Annotated in this window: 17 protein-coding genes, 5 tRNA genes and 1 pseudogene; 17 read left to right on the forward strand and 6 right to left on the reverse strand. The window is 69.3% G+C overall.

Going from position 1 to position 14413, the window contains the following annotated elements; all coding sequences use genetic code 11:
- From J0695_RS34795 to J0695_RS34825, 7 genes and pseudogenes are all read left to right on the forward strand, one after another.
- Positions 1-425 (forward strand): annotated as a pseudogene (locus J0695_RS34795) (glutamate--tRNA ligase); the annotation flags it as partial.
- Between the two features lie 123 nt (positions 426-548).
- The gene (locus J0695_RS34800; RefSeq protein WP_206968769.1) at positions 549-1268 is read left to right on the forward strand and encodes an HAD family hydrolase; all 720 of its coding nucleotides are present in this window, start codon (positions 549-551) and stop codon (positions 1266-1268) included.
- An 86-nt stretch (positions 1269-1354) separates the two neighbouring features.
- A tRNA-Gln gene (locus tag J0695_RS34805) sits at positions 1355-1426 on the forward strand.
- Between the two features lie 29 nt (positions 1427-1455).
- Positions 1456-1528: transfer RNA gene (locus J0695_RS34810), tRNA-Glu, on the forward strand.
- Between the two features lie 63 nt (positions 1529-1591).
- Positions 1592-1664 (forward strand) — tRNA-Glu (locus J0695_RS34815).
- Positions 1665-1685: 21 nt separating this feature from the next.
- Positions 1686-1757 (forward strand) — tRNA-Gln (locus tag J0695_RS34820).
- 27 nt (positions 1758-1784) lie between these two features.
- A tRNA-Glu gene (locus J0695_RS34825) sits at positions 1785-1857 on the forward strand.
- A 161-nt stretch (positions 1858-2018) separates the two neighbouring features.
- Here J0695_RS34825 and ndgR read toward each other — a convergent pair.
- Positions 2019-2735, reverse strand: a complete 717-nt coding sequence (gene ndgR, locus J0695_RS34830; protein WP_119295157.1) for an IclR family transcriptional regulator NdgR — start codon at positions 2733-2735, stop codon at positions 2019-2021.
- A 173-nt stretch (positions 2736-2908) separates the two neighbouring features.
- Here ndgR and leuC point away from each other — a divergent pair, with 173 nt between their 5' ends.
- The 4 genes from leuC (at position 2909) to J0695_RS34850 (ending at position 6072) form a co-directional block, all read left to right on the forward strand.
- On the forward strand, positions 2909-4333 hold the full coding sequence (gene leuC, locus J0695_RS34835) for a 3-isopropylmalate dehydratase large subunit (RefSeq protein WP_206968770.1): 1425 nt from the start codon (positions 2909-2911) through the stop codon (positions 4331-4333).
- Between the two features lie 5 nt (positions 4334-4338).
- Positions 4339-4932 carry a 3-isopropylmalate dehydratase small subunit gene (gene leuD, locus J0695_RS34840; RefSeq protein WP_206968771.1) on the forward strand — a complete coding sequence of 198 codons (594 nt, stop codon included), beginning with the start codon at positions 4339-4341 and terminating at the stop codon, positions 4930-4932.
- A gap of 104 nt (positions 4933-5036) precedes the next feature.
- On the forward strand, positions 5037-5282 hold the full coding sequence (locus J0695_RS34845) for an SCO5555 family protein (RefSeq protein ID WP_206968772.1): 246 nt from the start codon (positions 5037-5039) through the stop codon (positions 5280-5282).
- A 124-nt stretch (positions 5283-5406) separates the two neighbouring features.
- On the forward strand, positions 5407-6072 hold the full coding sequence (locus tag J0695_RS34850; protein WP_206968773.1) for an HU family DNA-binding protein: 666 nt from the start codon (positions 5407-5409) through the stop codon (positions 6070-6072).
- A 73-nt stretch (positions 6073-6145) separates the two neighbouring features.
- On the opposite strand, the gene J0695_RS34855 is transcribed toward J0695_RS34850, so the two are convergent.
- Positions 6146-6349 (reverse strand): hypothetical protein, encoded by a 204-nt coding sequence (locus J0695_RS34855; RefSeq protein WP_206968774.1) that lies wholly within the window; start codon positions 6347-6349, stop codon positions 6146-6148.
- Positions 6350-6359: 10 nt separating this feature from the next.
- Entirely contained in the window at positions 6360-7013 is a 654-nt protein-coding gene (gene cofC / locus J0695_RS34860; RefSeq protein ID WP_242553584.1) for a 2-phospho-L-lactate guanylyltransferase, read from the reverse strand.
- Between the two features lie 138 nt (positions 7014-7151).
- Between cofC and J0695_RS34865 the strand changes: the two genes are divergently transcribed.
- The 3 genes from J0695_RS34865 to J0695_RS34875 are packed head-to-tail and all read left to right on the forward strand — an operon-like array spanning position 7152 to position 10085.
- On the forward strand, positions 7152-7904 hold the full coding sequence (locus tag J0695_RS34865) for a lysophospholipid acyltransferase family protein (RefSeq protein ID WP_206968776.1): 753 nt from the start codon (positions 7152-7154) through the stop codon (positions 7902-7904).
- Positions 7901-8902 carry an NAD(P)H-dependent glycerol-3-phosphate dehydrogenase gene (locus tag J0695_RS34870; RefSeq protein WP_206968777.1) on the forward strand — a complete coding sequence of 334 codons (1002 nt, stop codon included), beginning with the start codon at positions 7901-7903 and terminating at the stop codon, positions 8900-8902. Before J0695_RS34865 ends, J0695_RS34870 begins: the two co-directional genes overlap by 4 nt.
- Positions 8903-8927: 25 nt before the next feature.
- On the forward strand, positions 8928-10085 hold the full coding sequence (locus J0695_RS34875; protein ID WP_206968778.1) for a D-alanine--D-alanine ligase family protein: 1158 nt from the start codon (positions 8928-8930) through the stop codon (positions 10083-10085).
- A 9-nt stretch (positions 10086-10094) separates the two neighbouring features.
- Here the strand turns inward: J0695_RS34875 and J0695_RS34880 are convergent, their stop codons facing one another.
- The gene (locus J0695_RS34880) at positions 10095-10574 is read right to left on the reverse strand and encodes a DUF3515 domain-containing protein (protein WP_206968779.1); all 480 of its coding nucleotides are present in this window, start codon (positions 10572-10574) and stop codon (positions 10095-10097) included.
- A 19-nt stretch (positions 10575-10593) separates the two neighbouring features.
- Positions 10594-10827 carry an Lrp/AsnC family transcriptional regulator gene (locus tag J0695_RS34885; RefSeq protein WP_206968780.1) on the reverse strand — a complete coding sequence of 78 codons (234 nt, stop codon included), beginning with the start codon at positions 10825-10827 and terminating at the stop codon, positions 10594-10596.
- A 230-nt stretch (positions 10828-11057) separates the two neighbouring features.
- Here J0695_RS34885 and J0695_RS34890 point away from each other — a divergent pair, with 230 nt between their 5' ends.
- Together J0695_RS34890 and thiD are read left to right on the forward strand one after the other, a co-directional pair.
- Positions 11058-12023, forward strand: a complete 966-nt coding sequence (locus J0695_RS34890) for a thiamine-phosphate kinase (protein ID WP_206968781.1) — start codon at positions 11058-11060, stop codon at positions 12021-12023.
- Positions 12020-12823: a bifunctional hydroxymethylpyrimidine kinase/phosphomethylpyrimidine kinase gene (gene thiD, locus J0695_RS34895; protein WP_206968782.1), complete on the forward strand. Its 804-nt coding sequence runs from the start codon at positions 12020-12022 to the stop codon at positions 12821-12823. The genes J0695_RS34890 and thiD overlap by 4 nt, the downstream gene beginning before the upstream one ends.
- Positions 12824-12905: 82 nt before the next feature.
- On the opposite strand, the gene rpmB is transcribed toward thiD, so the two are convergent.
- Positions 12906-13091, reverse strand: coding sequence for a 50S ribosomal protein L28 (gene rpmB / locus J0695_RS34900; protein WP_028426177.1), 186 nt, complete (start codon positions 13089-13091; stop codon positions 12906-12908).
- A gap of 241 nt (positions 13092-13332) precedes the next feature.
- On the opposite strand from rpmB, the gene J0695_RS34905 reads away from it, so the two are divergent.
- On the forward strand, positions 13333-14413 hold a 1081-nt coding region (locus J0695_RS34905), incomplete at its 3' end, for a DAK2 domain-containing protein (RefSeq protein ID WP_206968783.1).

A 14413-nucleotide genomic window follows, 5' to 3' on the forward strand; every position in this document is an offset into this window, starting at 1 on the left:
CGTACGCGAACTGGGCGCCCGAGGCCTTCGACCAGGCCGCCTGGGAGGCCATCGCCCCGCACGCCCAGACCCGCCTGCAGGTCCTCTCGGACATCACGCAGAACGTGGACTTCCTCTTCCTGGACCAGCCGGTCGAGGACGAGGCGTCCTGGACGAAGGCGATGAAGGGCGACCCGGTCGCGCTCCTCACCACGGCCCGCGCCAACCTCGAAGCCGCGGACTGGACGAGCCCCGAGGCCCTCAAGGAGGCCGTCCTGAAGGCCGGCGAGGAGCACGGCCTGAAGCTCGGCAAGGCCCAGGCCCCGGTCCGCGTGGCCGTCACCGGCCGTACGGTCGGCCTTCCGCTCTTCGAGTCCCTGGAGATCCTGGGCAAGGAGAAGTCCCTGTCCCGTATCGACGCGGCGCTGCGGAAGCTCGCCGCTTAGCCTGGACCCATGGCGATCCGGGCAGTCCTCTGGGACGTGGACGACACGATCTTCGACGCTGCATCCCTCGGGGGTGACCCCCGAACCCCCAGCCGGGGGCCGGGTCGCGGTTAGGCTCGTTCCATGGCGATCCGGGCAGTCCTCTGGGACGTAGACGACACGATCTTCGACTACACCAGCGCGGACCGCGCCGGAATGCTGCAGCACTTGACGGCCGAGGGCCTGGCCGGCGGATTCACCTCCGTCGACCAGGCCCTCGCCCGTTGGCGCGAGCTCACTGAGCTGCACTGGGCGCGCTTCGCCGCCGGTGAGGCCGGTTTCCAGGGGCAGCGGCGCGACCGCGTCCGCGGCTTCACGGGGGCGGTGCTGAGCGACGAGGAGGCGGACGCCTGGTTCGACCGCTACATCGTCCACTTCGAGGCCGCCTGGTCCCTGTTCCCCGACACCGTCCCCGCCCTCGATCTCCTCGCGGCCGACTACCGCCATGCCGTCCTGTCGAACTCCGCCGCCCACCACCAGGAGCGCAAGCTGCGCATCCTCGGCGTACGGGACCGATTCGAGCTCCTCCTGTGTGCCGCCGAGCTGGGTGTCTCCAAGCCCGAGCCAGGGGCCTTCCACGCCGCCTGCGACGCCCTCGCCCTGGAGCCGCACGAGGTGCTGTACGTCGGTGACCAGCCCGACATCGACGCCACGGGAGCCGCCGCGGCCGGTCTCGCGGCCGTCTGGCTCGACCGCCAGGACGTGGGCGGACGTCCCGAGCTGATCAGGATCACCGGACTTGGCCAGCTTCCTGACCTGCTGCGGGGCAATACCCGTTTTGGAGCGCCGTCCACCTTCAGGTAATGTTCTTCCTGCGCCGCCGACCGGGCCGAAAGGCCGGAGCGGGGAGCGCAAGCCGAACAAACCCCCGTCTGGGGGTTGTGTTTTGGTGGGCTATGGTGTAATTGGCAACACTACGGTTTCTGGTACCGTCATTCTAGGTTCGAGTCCTGGTAGCCCAGCGCAGAACAAGCAGTACAGAGCAAGACAAGCCCCCGTTGTGTAGCGGCCTAGCACGCTGCCCTCTCACGGCAGTAGCGCCGGTTCGAATCCGGTCGGGGGTACAGATCCTTCCCGCGAGATCATTTGGGTCGCACCCGATGGACTTGAGACGCAGGATCGCTAGGGCCCCCGTTGTGTAGCGGCCTAGCACGCTGCCCTCTCACGGCAGTAGCGCCGGTTCGAATCCGGTCGGGGGTACTGGTCTGGTATAGACCATTTTGGGCTATGGTGTAATTGGCAACACGGCGGTTTCTGGTTCCGTTGTTCTAGGTTCGAGTCCTGGTAGCCCAGCGCAGTACGCAGTAGCAGTACCAGCAAGCCCCCGTTGTGTAGCGGCCTAGCACGCTGCCCTCTCACGGCAGTAGCGCCGGTTCGAATCCGGTCGGGGGTACATGCAGAACAAGCCCTTCCCCAGAGGTATCCGGGGGAGGGCTTCTTCGTTGTGTCCGGCCGGCCCGGACATCAACTACGGCCCAGCCGCTGCGGCGTTGAAGCGGATGGGCCGTAACTGGACGTAGGTGAGGGGCCGGAGAGGGAGCCGGCCCCGAGGGGTCAGCCGGTGCGGCGCAGGGCCTCCGAGAGGCGGCCCGCCGCGTCGATGATCGCCTGGGCGTGCATCCGGCCCGGGTGGCGCGTCAGGCGCTCGATCGGTCCGGAGACCGAGACGGCGGCCACCACACGGTTGGAGGGGCCGCGCACGGGCGCAGAGACCGAGGCCACGCCCGGCTCGCGCTCGCCGATCGACTGGGCCCAGCCCCGGCGACGTACGCCCGAGAGAGCGGTCGCCGTGAAGCGGGCCCCCTGGAGGCCCCGGTGCAGGCGCTCCGGCTCCTCCCAGGCCATCAGGATCTGGGCCGAGGAGCCGGCCTTCATCGTCAGCGTGGAGCCCACGGGGACCGTGTCCCGCAGACCCGAGAGCCGCTCGGCGGCGGCCACGCAGATCCGCATGTCGCCCTGGCGGCGATAGAGCTGCGCGCTCTCGCCGGTCACATCGCGCAGATGTGTCAGTACGGGCCCCGCCGTTGCCAGCAGACGGTCCTCACCGGCCGCTGCCGCCAGCTCGGAGAGCCGGGGGCCGAGAATGAAACGGCCCTGCATGTCCCGCGCCACCATCCGGTGGTGTTCCAGTGCCACGGCGAGCCGGTGTGCCGTGGGTCGTGCGAGTCCGGTGGCCGCGACCAACCCTGCGAGGGTGGCCGGACCGGACTCCAGGGCGCTCAAGACGAGAGCCGCCTTGTCGAGAACGCCGACGCCGCTAGAGTTGTCCATGCAACGATATTCGCGTCTCACTCTGTGAAACGCAAGTTCAATTTCCAGGGGAACTTGTCACCCTGTAGGGGCGGCCGCACAACGGCCGCACGCCACCGCCCGGTTCGGGGGTTCGGACGGGGGCACCACGGTCTCTAGTTGGGCCGGCGAAGGCGCCGGCCGGAGGGAAAGCGATGGGTAGGACACTCGCGGAGAAGGTCTGGGACGACCATGTCGTCAGGCGCGCGGAGGGCGAGCCCGACCTTCTCTTCATCGATCTGCACCTGCTGCACGAGGTGACCAGCCCACAGGCCTTCGACGGTCTGCGGCAGAACGGACGGCAGGTCCGGCGGCTCGACCTCACCATCGCCACCGAGGACCACAACACCCCGACCATCGACATCGACAAGCCGATCGCCGACCCGGTATCGCGGATCCAGCTGGAGACGCTGCGCAAGAACGCCGCCGATTTCGGCGTACGGCTGCACTCGCTGGGCGATGTCGAGCAGGGCGTCGTCCACGTGGTGGGACCGCAGCTCGGCCTGACCCAGCCCGGCACCACCGTGGTCTGCGGCGACTCGCACACCTCCACCCACGGCGCCTTCGGCGCGCTGGCGTTCGGCATCGGCACCTCGCAGGTCGAGCATGTGCTGGCCACCCAGACGCTGCCGCTGGCCCGCCCCAGGACCATGGCCATCACCGTCGACGGCGAACTGCCCGAGGACGTCACCGCCAAGGACCTGATCCTCGCCGTCATCACGAAGATCGGCACCGGCGGCGGCCAGGGATACATCCTGGAGTACCGCGGCTCCGCCATCGAGAAGCTCTCGATGGAATCCCGCATGACCATCTGCAACATGTCGATCGAGGCGGGCGCGCGGGCAGGCATGATCGCCCCCGACCGGACCACCTTCGACTACCTGGAGGGCCGCGACCACGCGCCCAAGGGCGCGGAGTGGGACGAGGCGGTCGCGTACTGGAAGACCCTGCGGACGGACGACGACGCGGTCTTCGACGCCGAGGTCTTCATCAAGGCCGAGGAGCTGGCCCCGTTCGTCACCTGGGGCACCAACCCGGGCCAGGGTGCGCCGCTTTCGGCGAACGTCCCCGATCCGGCTTCGTACGAAGACGCTTCGGAGCGCCTGGCCGCCGAAAAGGCCCTGGAGTACATGGGGTTGACGGCCGGACAGCCGCTGCGCGACATCAAGGTCGACACCGTCTTCGTAGGTTCGTGCACCAACGGTCGTATCGAGGACCTGCGCAACGCGGCCGAACTGCTGAAGGGCCGCAAAGTCGCCGACGGCGTACGGATGCTGGTCGTCCCGGGCTCCGTCCGGGTCGCCCTGGAGGCCGTCGCCGAGGGCCTGGACAAGGTCTTCACCGCCGCGGGCGCCGAATGGCGGCACGCGGGCTGCTCGATGTGCCTGGGCATGAACCCCGACCAACTCGCGCCCGGTGAGCGCTCCGCGTCCACCTCCAACCGCAACTTCGAGGGCAGGCAGGGCAAGGGCGGCCGTACCCACCTGGTCTCCCCGCAGGTCGCCGCAGCCACCGCGGTGCTGGGCCATCTGGCCTCTCCGGCAGACCTGTCCGACGCTCCGACCCTCGTGGAGGCCTGAGAACCATGGAAGCTTTCACCAAGCACACCGGCCGGGCGGTCCCGCTGCGGCGCTCCAACGTCGACACCGACCAGATCATCCCGGCCCACTGGCTGAAGAAGGTCACCCGCGACGGCTTCGAGGACGGGCTCTTCGAGGCCTGGCGCAAGGACCCCGAGTTCGTGCTGAACAAGCCCGAGCGCAAGGGCGCCACGGTCCTGGTGGCCGGTTCCGACTTCGGCACCGGGTCCTCCCGTGAGCACGCCGTCTGGGCCCTGCAGAACTACGGATTCCAGACCGTCATCTCCTCGCGGTTCGCGGACATTTTCCGTGGGAACTCGCTGAAGAACGGTCTGCTGACCGTAGTTCTCGACCAGAAGGTCGTGGACGCGCTCTGGGATCTGACGGACGCCGACCCGACGGCTGAAATCACCGTCGACCTGGAGCAGCGGAAGGTCCTCGCCGAGGGCATCAGCGCCGACTTCGAGCTCGACGAGAACGCCCGCTGGCGGCTGCTGAACGGGCTGGACGACATCAGCCTCACCCTTCAGAACGAAGCGGACATCGCGGCTTATGAGGCGACCAGGCCCGCCCACAAACCCCGTACAATTGAGGTCTGAGCAGCACTTTTCCAGGACTGCGCCCCCTGCCGCCAGGTAGGGGGCGCAGTCGCTTGTTGAGTCCCCGTTGCGCGACAACTCGCCCCAGATGGCACAATCGGTGCATGGAAGGCGACAACCAACTCAAGCTCTACGCACAAGTCGCCGACCAATTGAAGGAAGCGCACATCAGGGTGCGCGAACTGCAAGTCCCGGAGGGCGTACGGATGGCGCTGTCCCGGAAGCTGCTGGTCGTCACGGCCGCGGCGAAGCACGATCTCACCGATGCAGCAACGCGCCTGGATCGGTTGATGAAGGACCTCGACGAGGGTCGATTCCCCGATGGCAACTCCCTTGATGGAACTCCGTGACAGCGACTTCGTTGCGGCACAAGGGTGATTAGACCGTTTCGTGTTTGATTTGCGGTATATATCTGCCTAACGTGCGAAAAAGCCAGAACAGTTTCGTTCCGGCTATGTCTCCGAAGGGGAAGACGTGAACAAGGCGCAGCTCGTAGAAGCGATTGCCGACAAGGTCGGCGGCCGCCAGCAGGCCGCAGACGCAGTCGACGCGGTACTCGACGCGATCGTCCGTGCCGTGGTCAACGGCGACCGTGTCTCCGTGACGGGCTTCGGCTCGTTCGAGAAGGTCGACCGTCCGGCCCGCTACGCCCGCAACCCGCAGACGGGTGAGCGCGTCCGGGTCAAGAAGACCTCGGTGCCCCGCTTCCGTGCGGGTCAGGGCTTCAAGGACCTGGTCAGCGGCTCCAAGAAGCTCCCGAAGAACGACGTGGCCGTCAAGAAGGCGCCCAAGGGCAGCCTCTCGGGCGGTTCTTCCACCCGTACGACCGTGAAGAAGGCAGTGGCGGCCAAGAAGGCCACCGCCAAGAAGGCGGTCGCAGCCAAGAAGGCCACGCCGGCGAAGAAGGCAGTCGCCGCCAAGAAGGCCACCCCGGCCAAGAAGGCCACCGCCGTCAAGAAGGCTGCTGCAGCCAAGAAGACGACGGCCAAGAAGGCTGCTCCGGCGAAGAAGGCCACTGCGAAGAAGGCCACCGCCAAGAAGACCGCTCCCGCCAAGAAGGCAGTGGCGAAGAAGGCTCCGGCAAAGAAGGCCACGGCGCGCAAGACCACCGCCAAGAAGGCCACCGCTCGCAAGAAGTAAGCGGCACAGGCCGGTCACGCACCGGGCCGGGCTCCCCTCGGGGAGCCCGGCCCGCGGCGCGTTCAGGGGGCTCTCAGAAGGTCTGCAGGGTCACCAGAGTGATCCGGCGGGCCCCGCCCTCACCCTCGGTCTCGATCCGCACCCGCTGACCGGGCCTCAGCAGCCGTAGGCCGCCCGCGTCGAAGGCCGGGGCACCGAAGTCCACCGGGGTGCCGTCGTCGAGCAGCACACTGCCGCTGCGGGTCTGGGAGTCGTACGTGTACGCGGTCGCCTGCATGGACCGCAGCTTACGTTCCGGCCAGGGGTGCGTACCGCAGAGCGGTGTAAGGGCCCAGGCCCAGGGCGGCGGCCGCCCGCAGATCGTCCCCGGTGTCCACGTCCCGGCGGACCGACTCCACCCCGTCGAGCAGGATTTCCGCGGCGCCCGTCGCCGAATGCCGCAGCCGGGACGGGCCGCCGAACGCCGGGTTCAATTCCATGCCGGGGGCCGCGGACAGCAATGTCGTACCGATTCCTGCCGCGTCGGCCAGAAAAGCACGCGGAAATGCCGTCGCGAATTCGAGCACCCGTTGCAATTCCCCGGGACGCAGCGCGGGCAGATCGGCGTTCAAGGCCGCTACGGCGGCCGAAGGGTTCAGATCCCTTACCGAGCGTGCTCCGTACGCCAGAGCGGCGTTGAGCCCCGCTGAAAGGGCATCCGGCACTATTCGGGCGCCCAGTGCGGTCAGTTCCGCGGCGGCCAGGGGATCATCCGTGACGACGGCCACATCCCGTACGGCCGGGCACGCCAGCGCGGCGGCCACGGTGTCCTGCGCGAAGGCCAGCGCGAGGCCCGGGCGCAGGGCATCACCCGTCGCCGCCGCGAGCCTGCTTTTCGCCAGCGCCAAGGGCTTCAGGGGTACGACGAGGGACCAGGCCGCGGTCCGATCCGTGTTCGGCATCGGCCCCATTGTGGCCCGAGCCCGCGATGTCCGGCTGCGGGGCCCGGGCGTACGGTGTTCTCGACAGAGCAGGGGCCTGGGGCGAGACTTGACGGTCGGTAGCCAGGCAGCAGCCACGACCGACAGGAAGGCCTCCGAGTGTCCCGCCGCAGAATCGGCTTCTGGTACCGCCTGGCGGCGGCCATCGCCAAACCGCCGCTGATTGTTCTGTTCAAGCGGGACTGGAACGGAATGGAGAACATTCCGGCCGACGGCGGATTTATCACGGCGGTCAATCACAACTCGTATCTCGACATGTTCTCCTACGGCCACTTCCAGTACAACAGTGGCCGAGTTCCCCGATTCCTGGCCAAGGCGGCCCTCTTCAAGGCACCTGTCGTCGGCACCCTGCTGCGCGGCACCCGCCAGATCCCCGTCTACCGCGAGTCCACCAGCGCTTTCGGCGCTTTCCGCGCCGCCGTGGAGGCCGTGGGACAGGGCGAATGCGTCGCCTTCTACCCCGAGGGCACCCTCACCCGCGATCCCGGCCAGTGGCCGATGACCGCCAAGTCCGGCGTCGCACGCGCCGCCCTGCTCACCCGGGCCCCTGTCATCCCGGTGGCGCAGTGGGGCGCCAACTTGGCGATGCCGCCGTACGCCAAGGAGAAGCGGGTCCGGTTCTTCCCGCGCAAGACCCTTCAGGTGAAGGCCGGTCCGCCGGTCGATCTCGCGCGCTTCTACGACAAGGAGCCGACACCCGAGGTGCTGAAGGAGGCGACCGAGGTCATCATGGCCGCGATCACCGTCATCCTTGAGGAGTTGCGCGGCGAGCGGGCGCCCGCCGAGCCGTACGACCACCGCAAGTTCCGGGCAGAGGAGCGGCGCAACGCCGCGGGGGAGGGCACCAAGTGACGCGAGTAGCCGTATTCGGGACCGGATCGTGGGGTACGGCCTTCGGCATGGTCCTCGCCGACGCCGGCTGCGAGGTCACCCTCGTGGGCCGCCGCGCCGAGCTCGTCGAGGCGATCAACACCACCCGCACCAACCCCGACTACTTCCCCGGGCTCGAACTCCCGGCAGGGCTGCGGGCCACCACGGACCCCGCGGAGGCCGCGGAGGGCGCCGAGTTCGCGGTGTTCGCCGTGCCCTCGCAGACGCTGCGCGCCAATCTCGCGTCCTGGGCCGAACTGCTGGCCGCCGACACCGTCCTGGTCTCCTTGATGAAGGGCATCGAACTCGGCACGGCCAAGCGTATGAGCGAGGTGATCGAGGAGGTCGCCAAGGTCCCCTCCGAGCGCATCGCCGTCGTCACCGGGCCCAACCTGGCCAAGGAGATCGCCTGCCGGATGCCCGCGGCCGCCGTGGTCGCCTGCACCGACGAGGCCGTCGCCCAGCGGCTCCAGGCCGCCTGCCACACCCCGTACTTCCGCCCGTACACCAACACCGACGTCATCGGCTGTGAGCTCGGCGGCGCGGTGAAGAACGTGATCGGTCTCGCCGTCGGCATCGCGGACGGCATGGGGCTCGGCGACAACGCCAAGGGCTCGCTGATCACCCGCGGCCTGGCCGAGACCACCCGACTGGGCCTCGCCATGGGCGCCGACCCGCTGACCTTCTCGGGTCTCGCCGGCCTCGGCGACCTGGTCGCCACCTGCTCGTCGCCGCTCTCCCGCAACCACACCTTCGGCCTCAACCTCGGCCGCGGGATGACACTCCAGGAGACCATCGCGATCACCCGGCAGACCGCCGAGGGCGTCAAGTCCTGCGAGTCGGTGGCCGATCTGGCACGGCGCCACGGCGTGGAGATGCCGATCGCCGACACCGTGGTGGACATCGTCCACAACGGGAAGCCGCCGCTCGTGGCGCTCAAGGAGCTGATGGGCCGCAGTGCCAAGGCCGAGCGACGCTGAGGGCGCACGGTACCCTCAACGCGATATGAGCAGCGAGAACCTCCCCCAGAGCCCTGAGCAGCAGCGTCGCAAGCCGCGTGTGGCGGTCGTCTTCGGCGGACGCAGCTCCGAACACGGTGTATCGATCGTCACAGCGGGCGCCATCCTGCGCGCCATCGACCGGACCAAGTACGACGTGCTGCCCATCGGCATCACGACGGACGGCCGCTGGGCGCTGACTGCCGACGAGCCGGAGCGGATGGCCGTCACCGACCGCAGGATGCCGACCATCGAGGAGATCGCCGAGTCGTCCGACGGCGCCGTGGTGCTCCCGGTCGACCCGGGCAACCGCGAAGTCGTCTACAGCGAGCAGGGCTCGGTGCCCAAGGCGCTGGGCGAGGTCGACGTCGTCTTCCCGATGCTGCACGGCCCGTACGGCGAGGACGGCACCCTCCAGGGCCTCCTCGAACTCTCCGGCATCCCGTACGTCGGCGCGGGCGTCCTCGCCTCGGCCGTCGGCCAGGACAAGGAGTACATGAAGCGGGTCTTCATCTCGTACGGGCTGAAGGTCGGTCCCTACGAGGTGATCCGCCCCCGCGAGTGGAAGCTCGACCCGGCCGCCGCCCGCAAGAAGATCGTCGACTTCGCCGGCGAGCACGGCTGGCCGCTCTTCATCAAGCCCGCCCGCGGCGGCTCCTCGATGGGCATCACCAAGGTCGACTCCCTGGAAGGCCTCGACGACGCGGTCGAGGAGGCCCAGCGCCACGACCCCAAGATCCTGGTCGAGTCCCTGCTGCGCGGCCGCGAGATCGAGTGCGGGGTACTGGAGTTCGAGGACGGACCGCGCGCCAGCGTGCCCGCCGAGATCCCGCCGGTCACCGCGCACGACTTCTACGACTTCGAGGCGAAGTACATCGACTCGGCGACCGGGATCGTGCCCGCCCCGCTGACCCCCGAGCAGACCGCCGAGGTGCAGCGGCTCGCGGTCGAGGCCTTCGACGCCGTGTCGTGCGAGGGTCTGGTCCGCGCGGACTTCTTCCTCACCGAGGACGGCGAGTTCGTCATCAACGAGATCAACACGATGCCGGGCTTCACACCGATCTCGATGTACCCGCGGATGTGGCAGGAGAGCGGGATCGGCTACCAGGAACTGGTCGACCGGCTCATCCAGGCGGCCCTCAACCGTTCGACGGGACTGCGCTGAGGCGCTCCGTCACGCTTTGACGGTGAGCGGGACGGTCTTGGCGACCGCCGCCGCGAAGTCCGACAGAGGAGTCACGTCGTGGTCGTACTTCTCCGGCAGTGCGACCTCGATGTAGACCTTGCGGTAGGTCGTGGTGAACCGCGGCCCGCTGTTCAGCTGCTCCAGCATCCACTTCACGCCGTCCGCCTCGACACCCAGCGCGTCCGGGTCGTCCATCTTCTCGGGCCGGGGGACACCGCAGCGCAGTACGATCGCCGCGTTGTCCCCCCAGCCGGCGGTCAGTTCGGACTTCGGCTCGACATCGCTGCGCCGCAGACCCGCGACGGTCTGCGGCAGGGCCTTGGCGAGCGCCTCGCAGTAGGGCACCTCGTCGGCGGACGGCTTGGGGACGGCGACCTGTGCCGCGTCGTCCGCCGAGGAACAGCCCGCCGCGGCAAGCAGCAGCGCTATGGCGGGAAAAGAGAGGAGCCGGCGGCGCGATGAAGTCACCGGCCCAGCGTAGACGGGGCTACAGGTGCACCACCGGGCAGGTCAGAGTGCGGGTGATGCCGTCCACCTGCTGGACCTTGGCGACCACCATGCGACCGAGTTCGTCGACGGTGTCGGCCTGGGCGCGCACGATCACGTCGTACGGTCCTGTCACGTCCTCGGCCTGTATGACACCGGGAATCTTCCCGATGAGATCAGCGACGGTCGACGCCTTGCCCACCTCGGTCTGGATGAGGATGTACGCCTGTACCACGGAACCTCCAGGGGGCCACGAGGATCTTGTGGGGAGAGGAAAGGGACGCCAAGGTATCGCGTCGTTCCGGGCTGCGGGGAGACCCCCGCGCCCGGTTGTCGCACACATCGGGGCGTACGAAGAACAGAGTTGACGTCACGGTTGACGTCAGGGGCGCTGTCACTGTCGACGGTACCGACAGCAGGCACCGCCCGCGACCGCAAGCGCACTGGGGCAGAAGGGGTACACGTATGAAGGGCACCGTGGGGGAGCTCGGCGAGTTCGGGCTGATCAGAGAGCTCACCTCCCGGCTCACCACCACTCCGGCGGTACGGCTGGGACCCGGCGACGACGCCGCGGTCGTGTCCGCACCCGACCGGAGGGTCGTGGCGAGCACGGACATCCTGCTCGAAGGGCGGCACTTCCGCCGCGACTGGTCCACGGCGTACGACGTCGGGCGCAAGGCGGCGGCGCAGAACCTCGCCGACATCGCCGCCATGGGCGCGGTGCCGACGGCGATCCTGCTCGGCCTCGTCGTACCCGCCGAGCTGCCCGCCGCCTGGCCCGTCGAGCTCATGGACGGGATCCGCGACGAATGCCAGGTCGCGGGCGCGGCCGTGGTCGGCGGCGATGTGGTGCGCGGGGACACGATCACCGTGGCCATCACGGCACTTGGTGATCTGCGCAACCACGAGCCGGTGCTCCGCTCCGGCGCGCAGCCGGGCGATGTCGTCGCCGTCACCGGATGGTTGGGCTGGTCGGCGGCCGGATTCGCCGTGCTCTCCCGGGGGTTCCGCTCGCCGCGCGCCTTCGTCGAGGCGCACCGCAGGCCCGAGCCGCCGTACCACGCGGGCCCCGCGGCCGCCGGGCTCGGCGCGACCGCGATGACCGACGTGAGCGACGGCCTGGTCGCCGACCTCGGCCATATCGCCGAGGCCAGCAAGGTCCGCATCGACCTGCGGGCCGGCCTCATCGACATCCCCTCGCAGATGAACGACATCGGGCAGGCGGTCGGCGTCGACCCGCTGCAGTGGGTGCTCACCGGCGGAGAGGACCACGCGATCGTGGCGACCTTCCCGCCCGACGTGAAGCTCCCCGCCCGCTGGAAGGTCATCGGCGAGGTACTCAACCCCTCCGCACTGCCCCAGGTGACCGTCGACGGCGCCCCCTGGACGAGCAAGGGCGGCTGGGACCACTTCGGGAGCGACGGATCATGACACTGCCCCTTGTTCTCACGGTCGCGGGCTCCGACTCCGGGGGCGGTGCGGGCATCCAGGCCGACCTCAAGACGATGCTGGCGCTCGGCGTGCACGGGATGAGCGTGCTGACCGCGGTCACCGCGCAGAATTCACTGGGCGTACACGGCGCGTGGGAGCTGCCGGCCGAGGCCGTGCGGGCCCAGTACCGGGCCGTCGTCGACGACATCGGCGTCGACGCGGTGAAAACCGGGATGCTGGCGTCGGCGGAGCTCGTCGAGACGGTCGCCGAACTGCTCGCGGGGACCGGCGTCCCGGTCGTCGTGGACCCGGTGGGGGTCTCCAAGCACGGGGATCCGCTGCTCGCCGCCTCTGCGCTCGATTCCGTACGGACCAAACTGCTTCCCGTGGCGACCGTGGCCACCCCGAACCTGGACGAGGTCGCACAGCTGACCGGTGTGCGGGTGGAGTCCGAGGCCGATCTCGTACGGGCGGCGGACGCGGTCCTGGAGTACGGGCCGCGGTGGGCGCTGATCAAGGGCGGGCACCTGGCCGGCGAGGCGGTGGACCTGCTGACGGACGGCAGCGAGAAGCACTGGCTGCGGGCGCCGAGGCTCGACAACCGTCATACGCACGGAACGGGGTGCACGCTGGCTTCGGCGGTCGCCTCGTATCTGGCACTGGGACTTCCGGTGCCCGAGGCGGTGGCGGCGGCAAAGCGTTACGTCACGGGCGCGATCGCGGCCGGGTTCCCGCTCGGCGGGGGGATCGGCCCGGTGGACCACGGCTGGCGCTTCAGGGACGTACCCGCAGGCGAATGAGCGCACGAAAAAGCCGGTCCACCGAGGTGGACCGGCTTTTCAAGGCAACCGCAAGGGGCTGCGCAACGACGAACCGTCGGCGTTAGCGCGAGACCTTGCCGGCCTTGATGCACGAGGTGCAGACGTTGAGCCGCTTCGGCGTCCGACCGACCACGGCACGCACGCGCTGGATGTTGGGATTCCAGCGACGAGGCGTACGGCGGTGCGAGTGGGAAATGCTATTGCCGAAGCCCGGCCCCTTGCCACAGACGTCGCAGTTGGCAGCCACGGGTCACTCCAAAGACTTCAGATTTACAGTGAATTCCGGCGCACCGGAATCAGCTGACTGATGGTGGCTTGCCGGGGGGAATTGGCCCGGCTCTCACCGGGCAACCGAAGCAGCATACAACGGCGGCTTCGGAGATACGAAACTACCATGTCCGGGACGGCCCCTGCCCCGGCCCCTTGTCCTCCCCGGGGTCTACCCTGCGGTGCAACCCCGCTGCTCACGGAGTCAAGGAGAACGCCAGGTGCCGCAGACCCCCGACGATCTCGATGCCGTCGCGGTACGCACCTGGTGCTCGCTCGCACTGGACGCGCTGGGCAGCGACCGCGAGGAGATCGACGCGATCAACGTCTATCCGGTCGCGGACGGGGACACCGGAACCAACCTCTACCTGACCCTGGAGTCCGCTTCCCAGGCGGTCGAGGCGGTCTTCACGGGGTACGGCACCGAGACCCCCGAGACGGCGGACGTGATCCGCGCGATGGCGCACGGGGCGCTGATCGGGGCCCGCGGCAACTCCGGGACGATCCTGGCGCAGCTGCTGCGGGGGATGTCCGAGGTGCTGGCCGAGCCACGGGTGGAGCGGCCGGGTGACCTGCCGGGTGAGCAGGATCACGCCGGACTGCTGCGGCGGGCACTGCGCAGGGCGGCCTCATCGGCGTACCAGGCGGTCGCACACCCGGTCGAAGGCACGATGCTGACGGTGGCCACCGCGGCGGCCGATGCGGCCGCCGCGACCGAGGGCGGGTCCGCGAAGGTGGCCAGGGCGGCGTACGACGGCGCCAGGGCGGCTCTGCAGGAGACCCCGGGGCAACTGGCCGTGCTGGGGCGCGCGGGCGTCGTGGACGCGGGCGGGCGGGGTCTGGTGGATGTGCTGGCCGCGCTGGTGGGAGCCCTGTCAGGGGAGACCCCGGCGGCGCAGGGCCGGGGCCACGGGATCCACGTAGTGGCCGACGACTGCGCCCCCGACCTCGAAGTCGGCGGGCCGGCCTTCGAAGTGATCTATCTGCTGGAGGCGGGCGACGGGGCCGTGGCCCGGCTGCGTACGCGCCTGGACGGGCTCGGCGACTCCCTGGTCGTGGTCGGCGGCGACGGCCTGTGGAACGTCCACGTCCATGTGGACGACGCGGGGGCGGCGATCGAGGCGGGCGTCGAGGCCGGACGCCCGTACCGGATCCGTATCACCCACTTCGCGGCCGCTGCCGTCGAGGCGCGCGAGCAGATCCAGCGCGCGGTGGTGGCGGTCGTACCCGGCGAAGGCCTGGCGGAGCTGTGTACGGAGGCGGGCGCGACGACCGTGCTCGCGCGCCCGCCTCCGTACACAG

This window comes from Streptomyces beijiangensis (genome assembly GCF_017315755.1).
Classification (GTDB): domain Bacteria; phylum Actinomycetota; class Actinomycetes; order Streptomycetales; family Streptomycetaceae; genus Streptomyces; species Streptomyces beijiangensis.

What these genes read in the sequence shown, in the direction of transcription:
- J0695_RS34800 (WP_206968769.1), top strand. Translation starts at nt 549, where the DNA reads ATGGCGATCCGGGCAGTCCTCTGGGACGTAGACGACACGATCTTCGAC.
- ndgR (WP_119295157.1), bottom strand. Translation starts at nt 2,735, where the DNA reads ATGGACAACTCTAGCGGCGTCGGCGTTCTCGACAAGGCGGCTCTCGTC.
- leuC (WP_206968770.1), top strand. Translation starts at nt 2,909, where the DNA reads ATGGGTAGGACACTCGCGGAGAAGGTCTGGGACGACCATGTCGTCAGG.
- leuD (WP_206968771.1), top strand. Translation starts at nt 4,339, where the DNA reads ATGGAAGCTTTCACCAAGCACACCGGCCGGGCGGTCCCGCTGCGGCGC.
- J0695_RS34845 (WP_206968772.1), top strand. Translation starts at nt 5,037, where the DNA reads ATGGAAGGCGACAACCAACTCAAGCTCTACGCACAAGTCGCCGACCAA.
- J0695_RS34855 (WP_206968774.1), bottom strand. Translation starts at nt 6,349, where the DNA reads ATGCAGGCGACCGCGTACACGTACGACTCCCAGACCCGCAGCGGCAGT.
- cofC (WP_242553584.1), bottom strand. Translation starts at nt 7,013, where the DNA reads ATGCCGAACACGGATCGGACCGCGGCCTGGTCCCTCGTCGTACCCCTG.
- J0695_RS34875 (WP_206968778.1), top strand. Translation starts at nt 8,928, where the DNA reads ATGAGCAGCGAGAACCTCCCCCAGAGCCCTGAGCAGCAGCGTCGCAAG.
- J0695_RS34890 (WP_206968781.1), top strand. Translation starts at nt 11,058, where the DNA reads ATGAAGGGCACCGTGGGGGAGCTCGGCGAGTTCGGGCTGATCAGAGAG.
- thiD (WP_206968782.1), top strand. Translation starts at nt 12,020, where the DNA reads ATGACACTGCCCCTTGTTCTCACGGTCGCGGGCTCCGACTCCGGGGGC.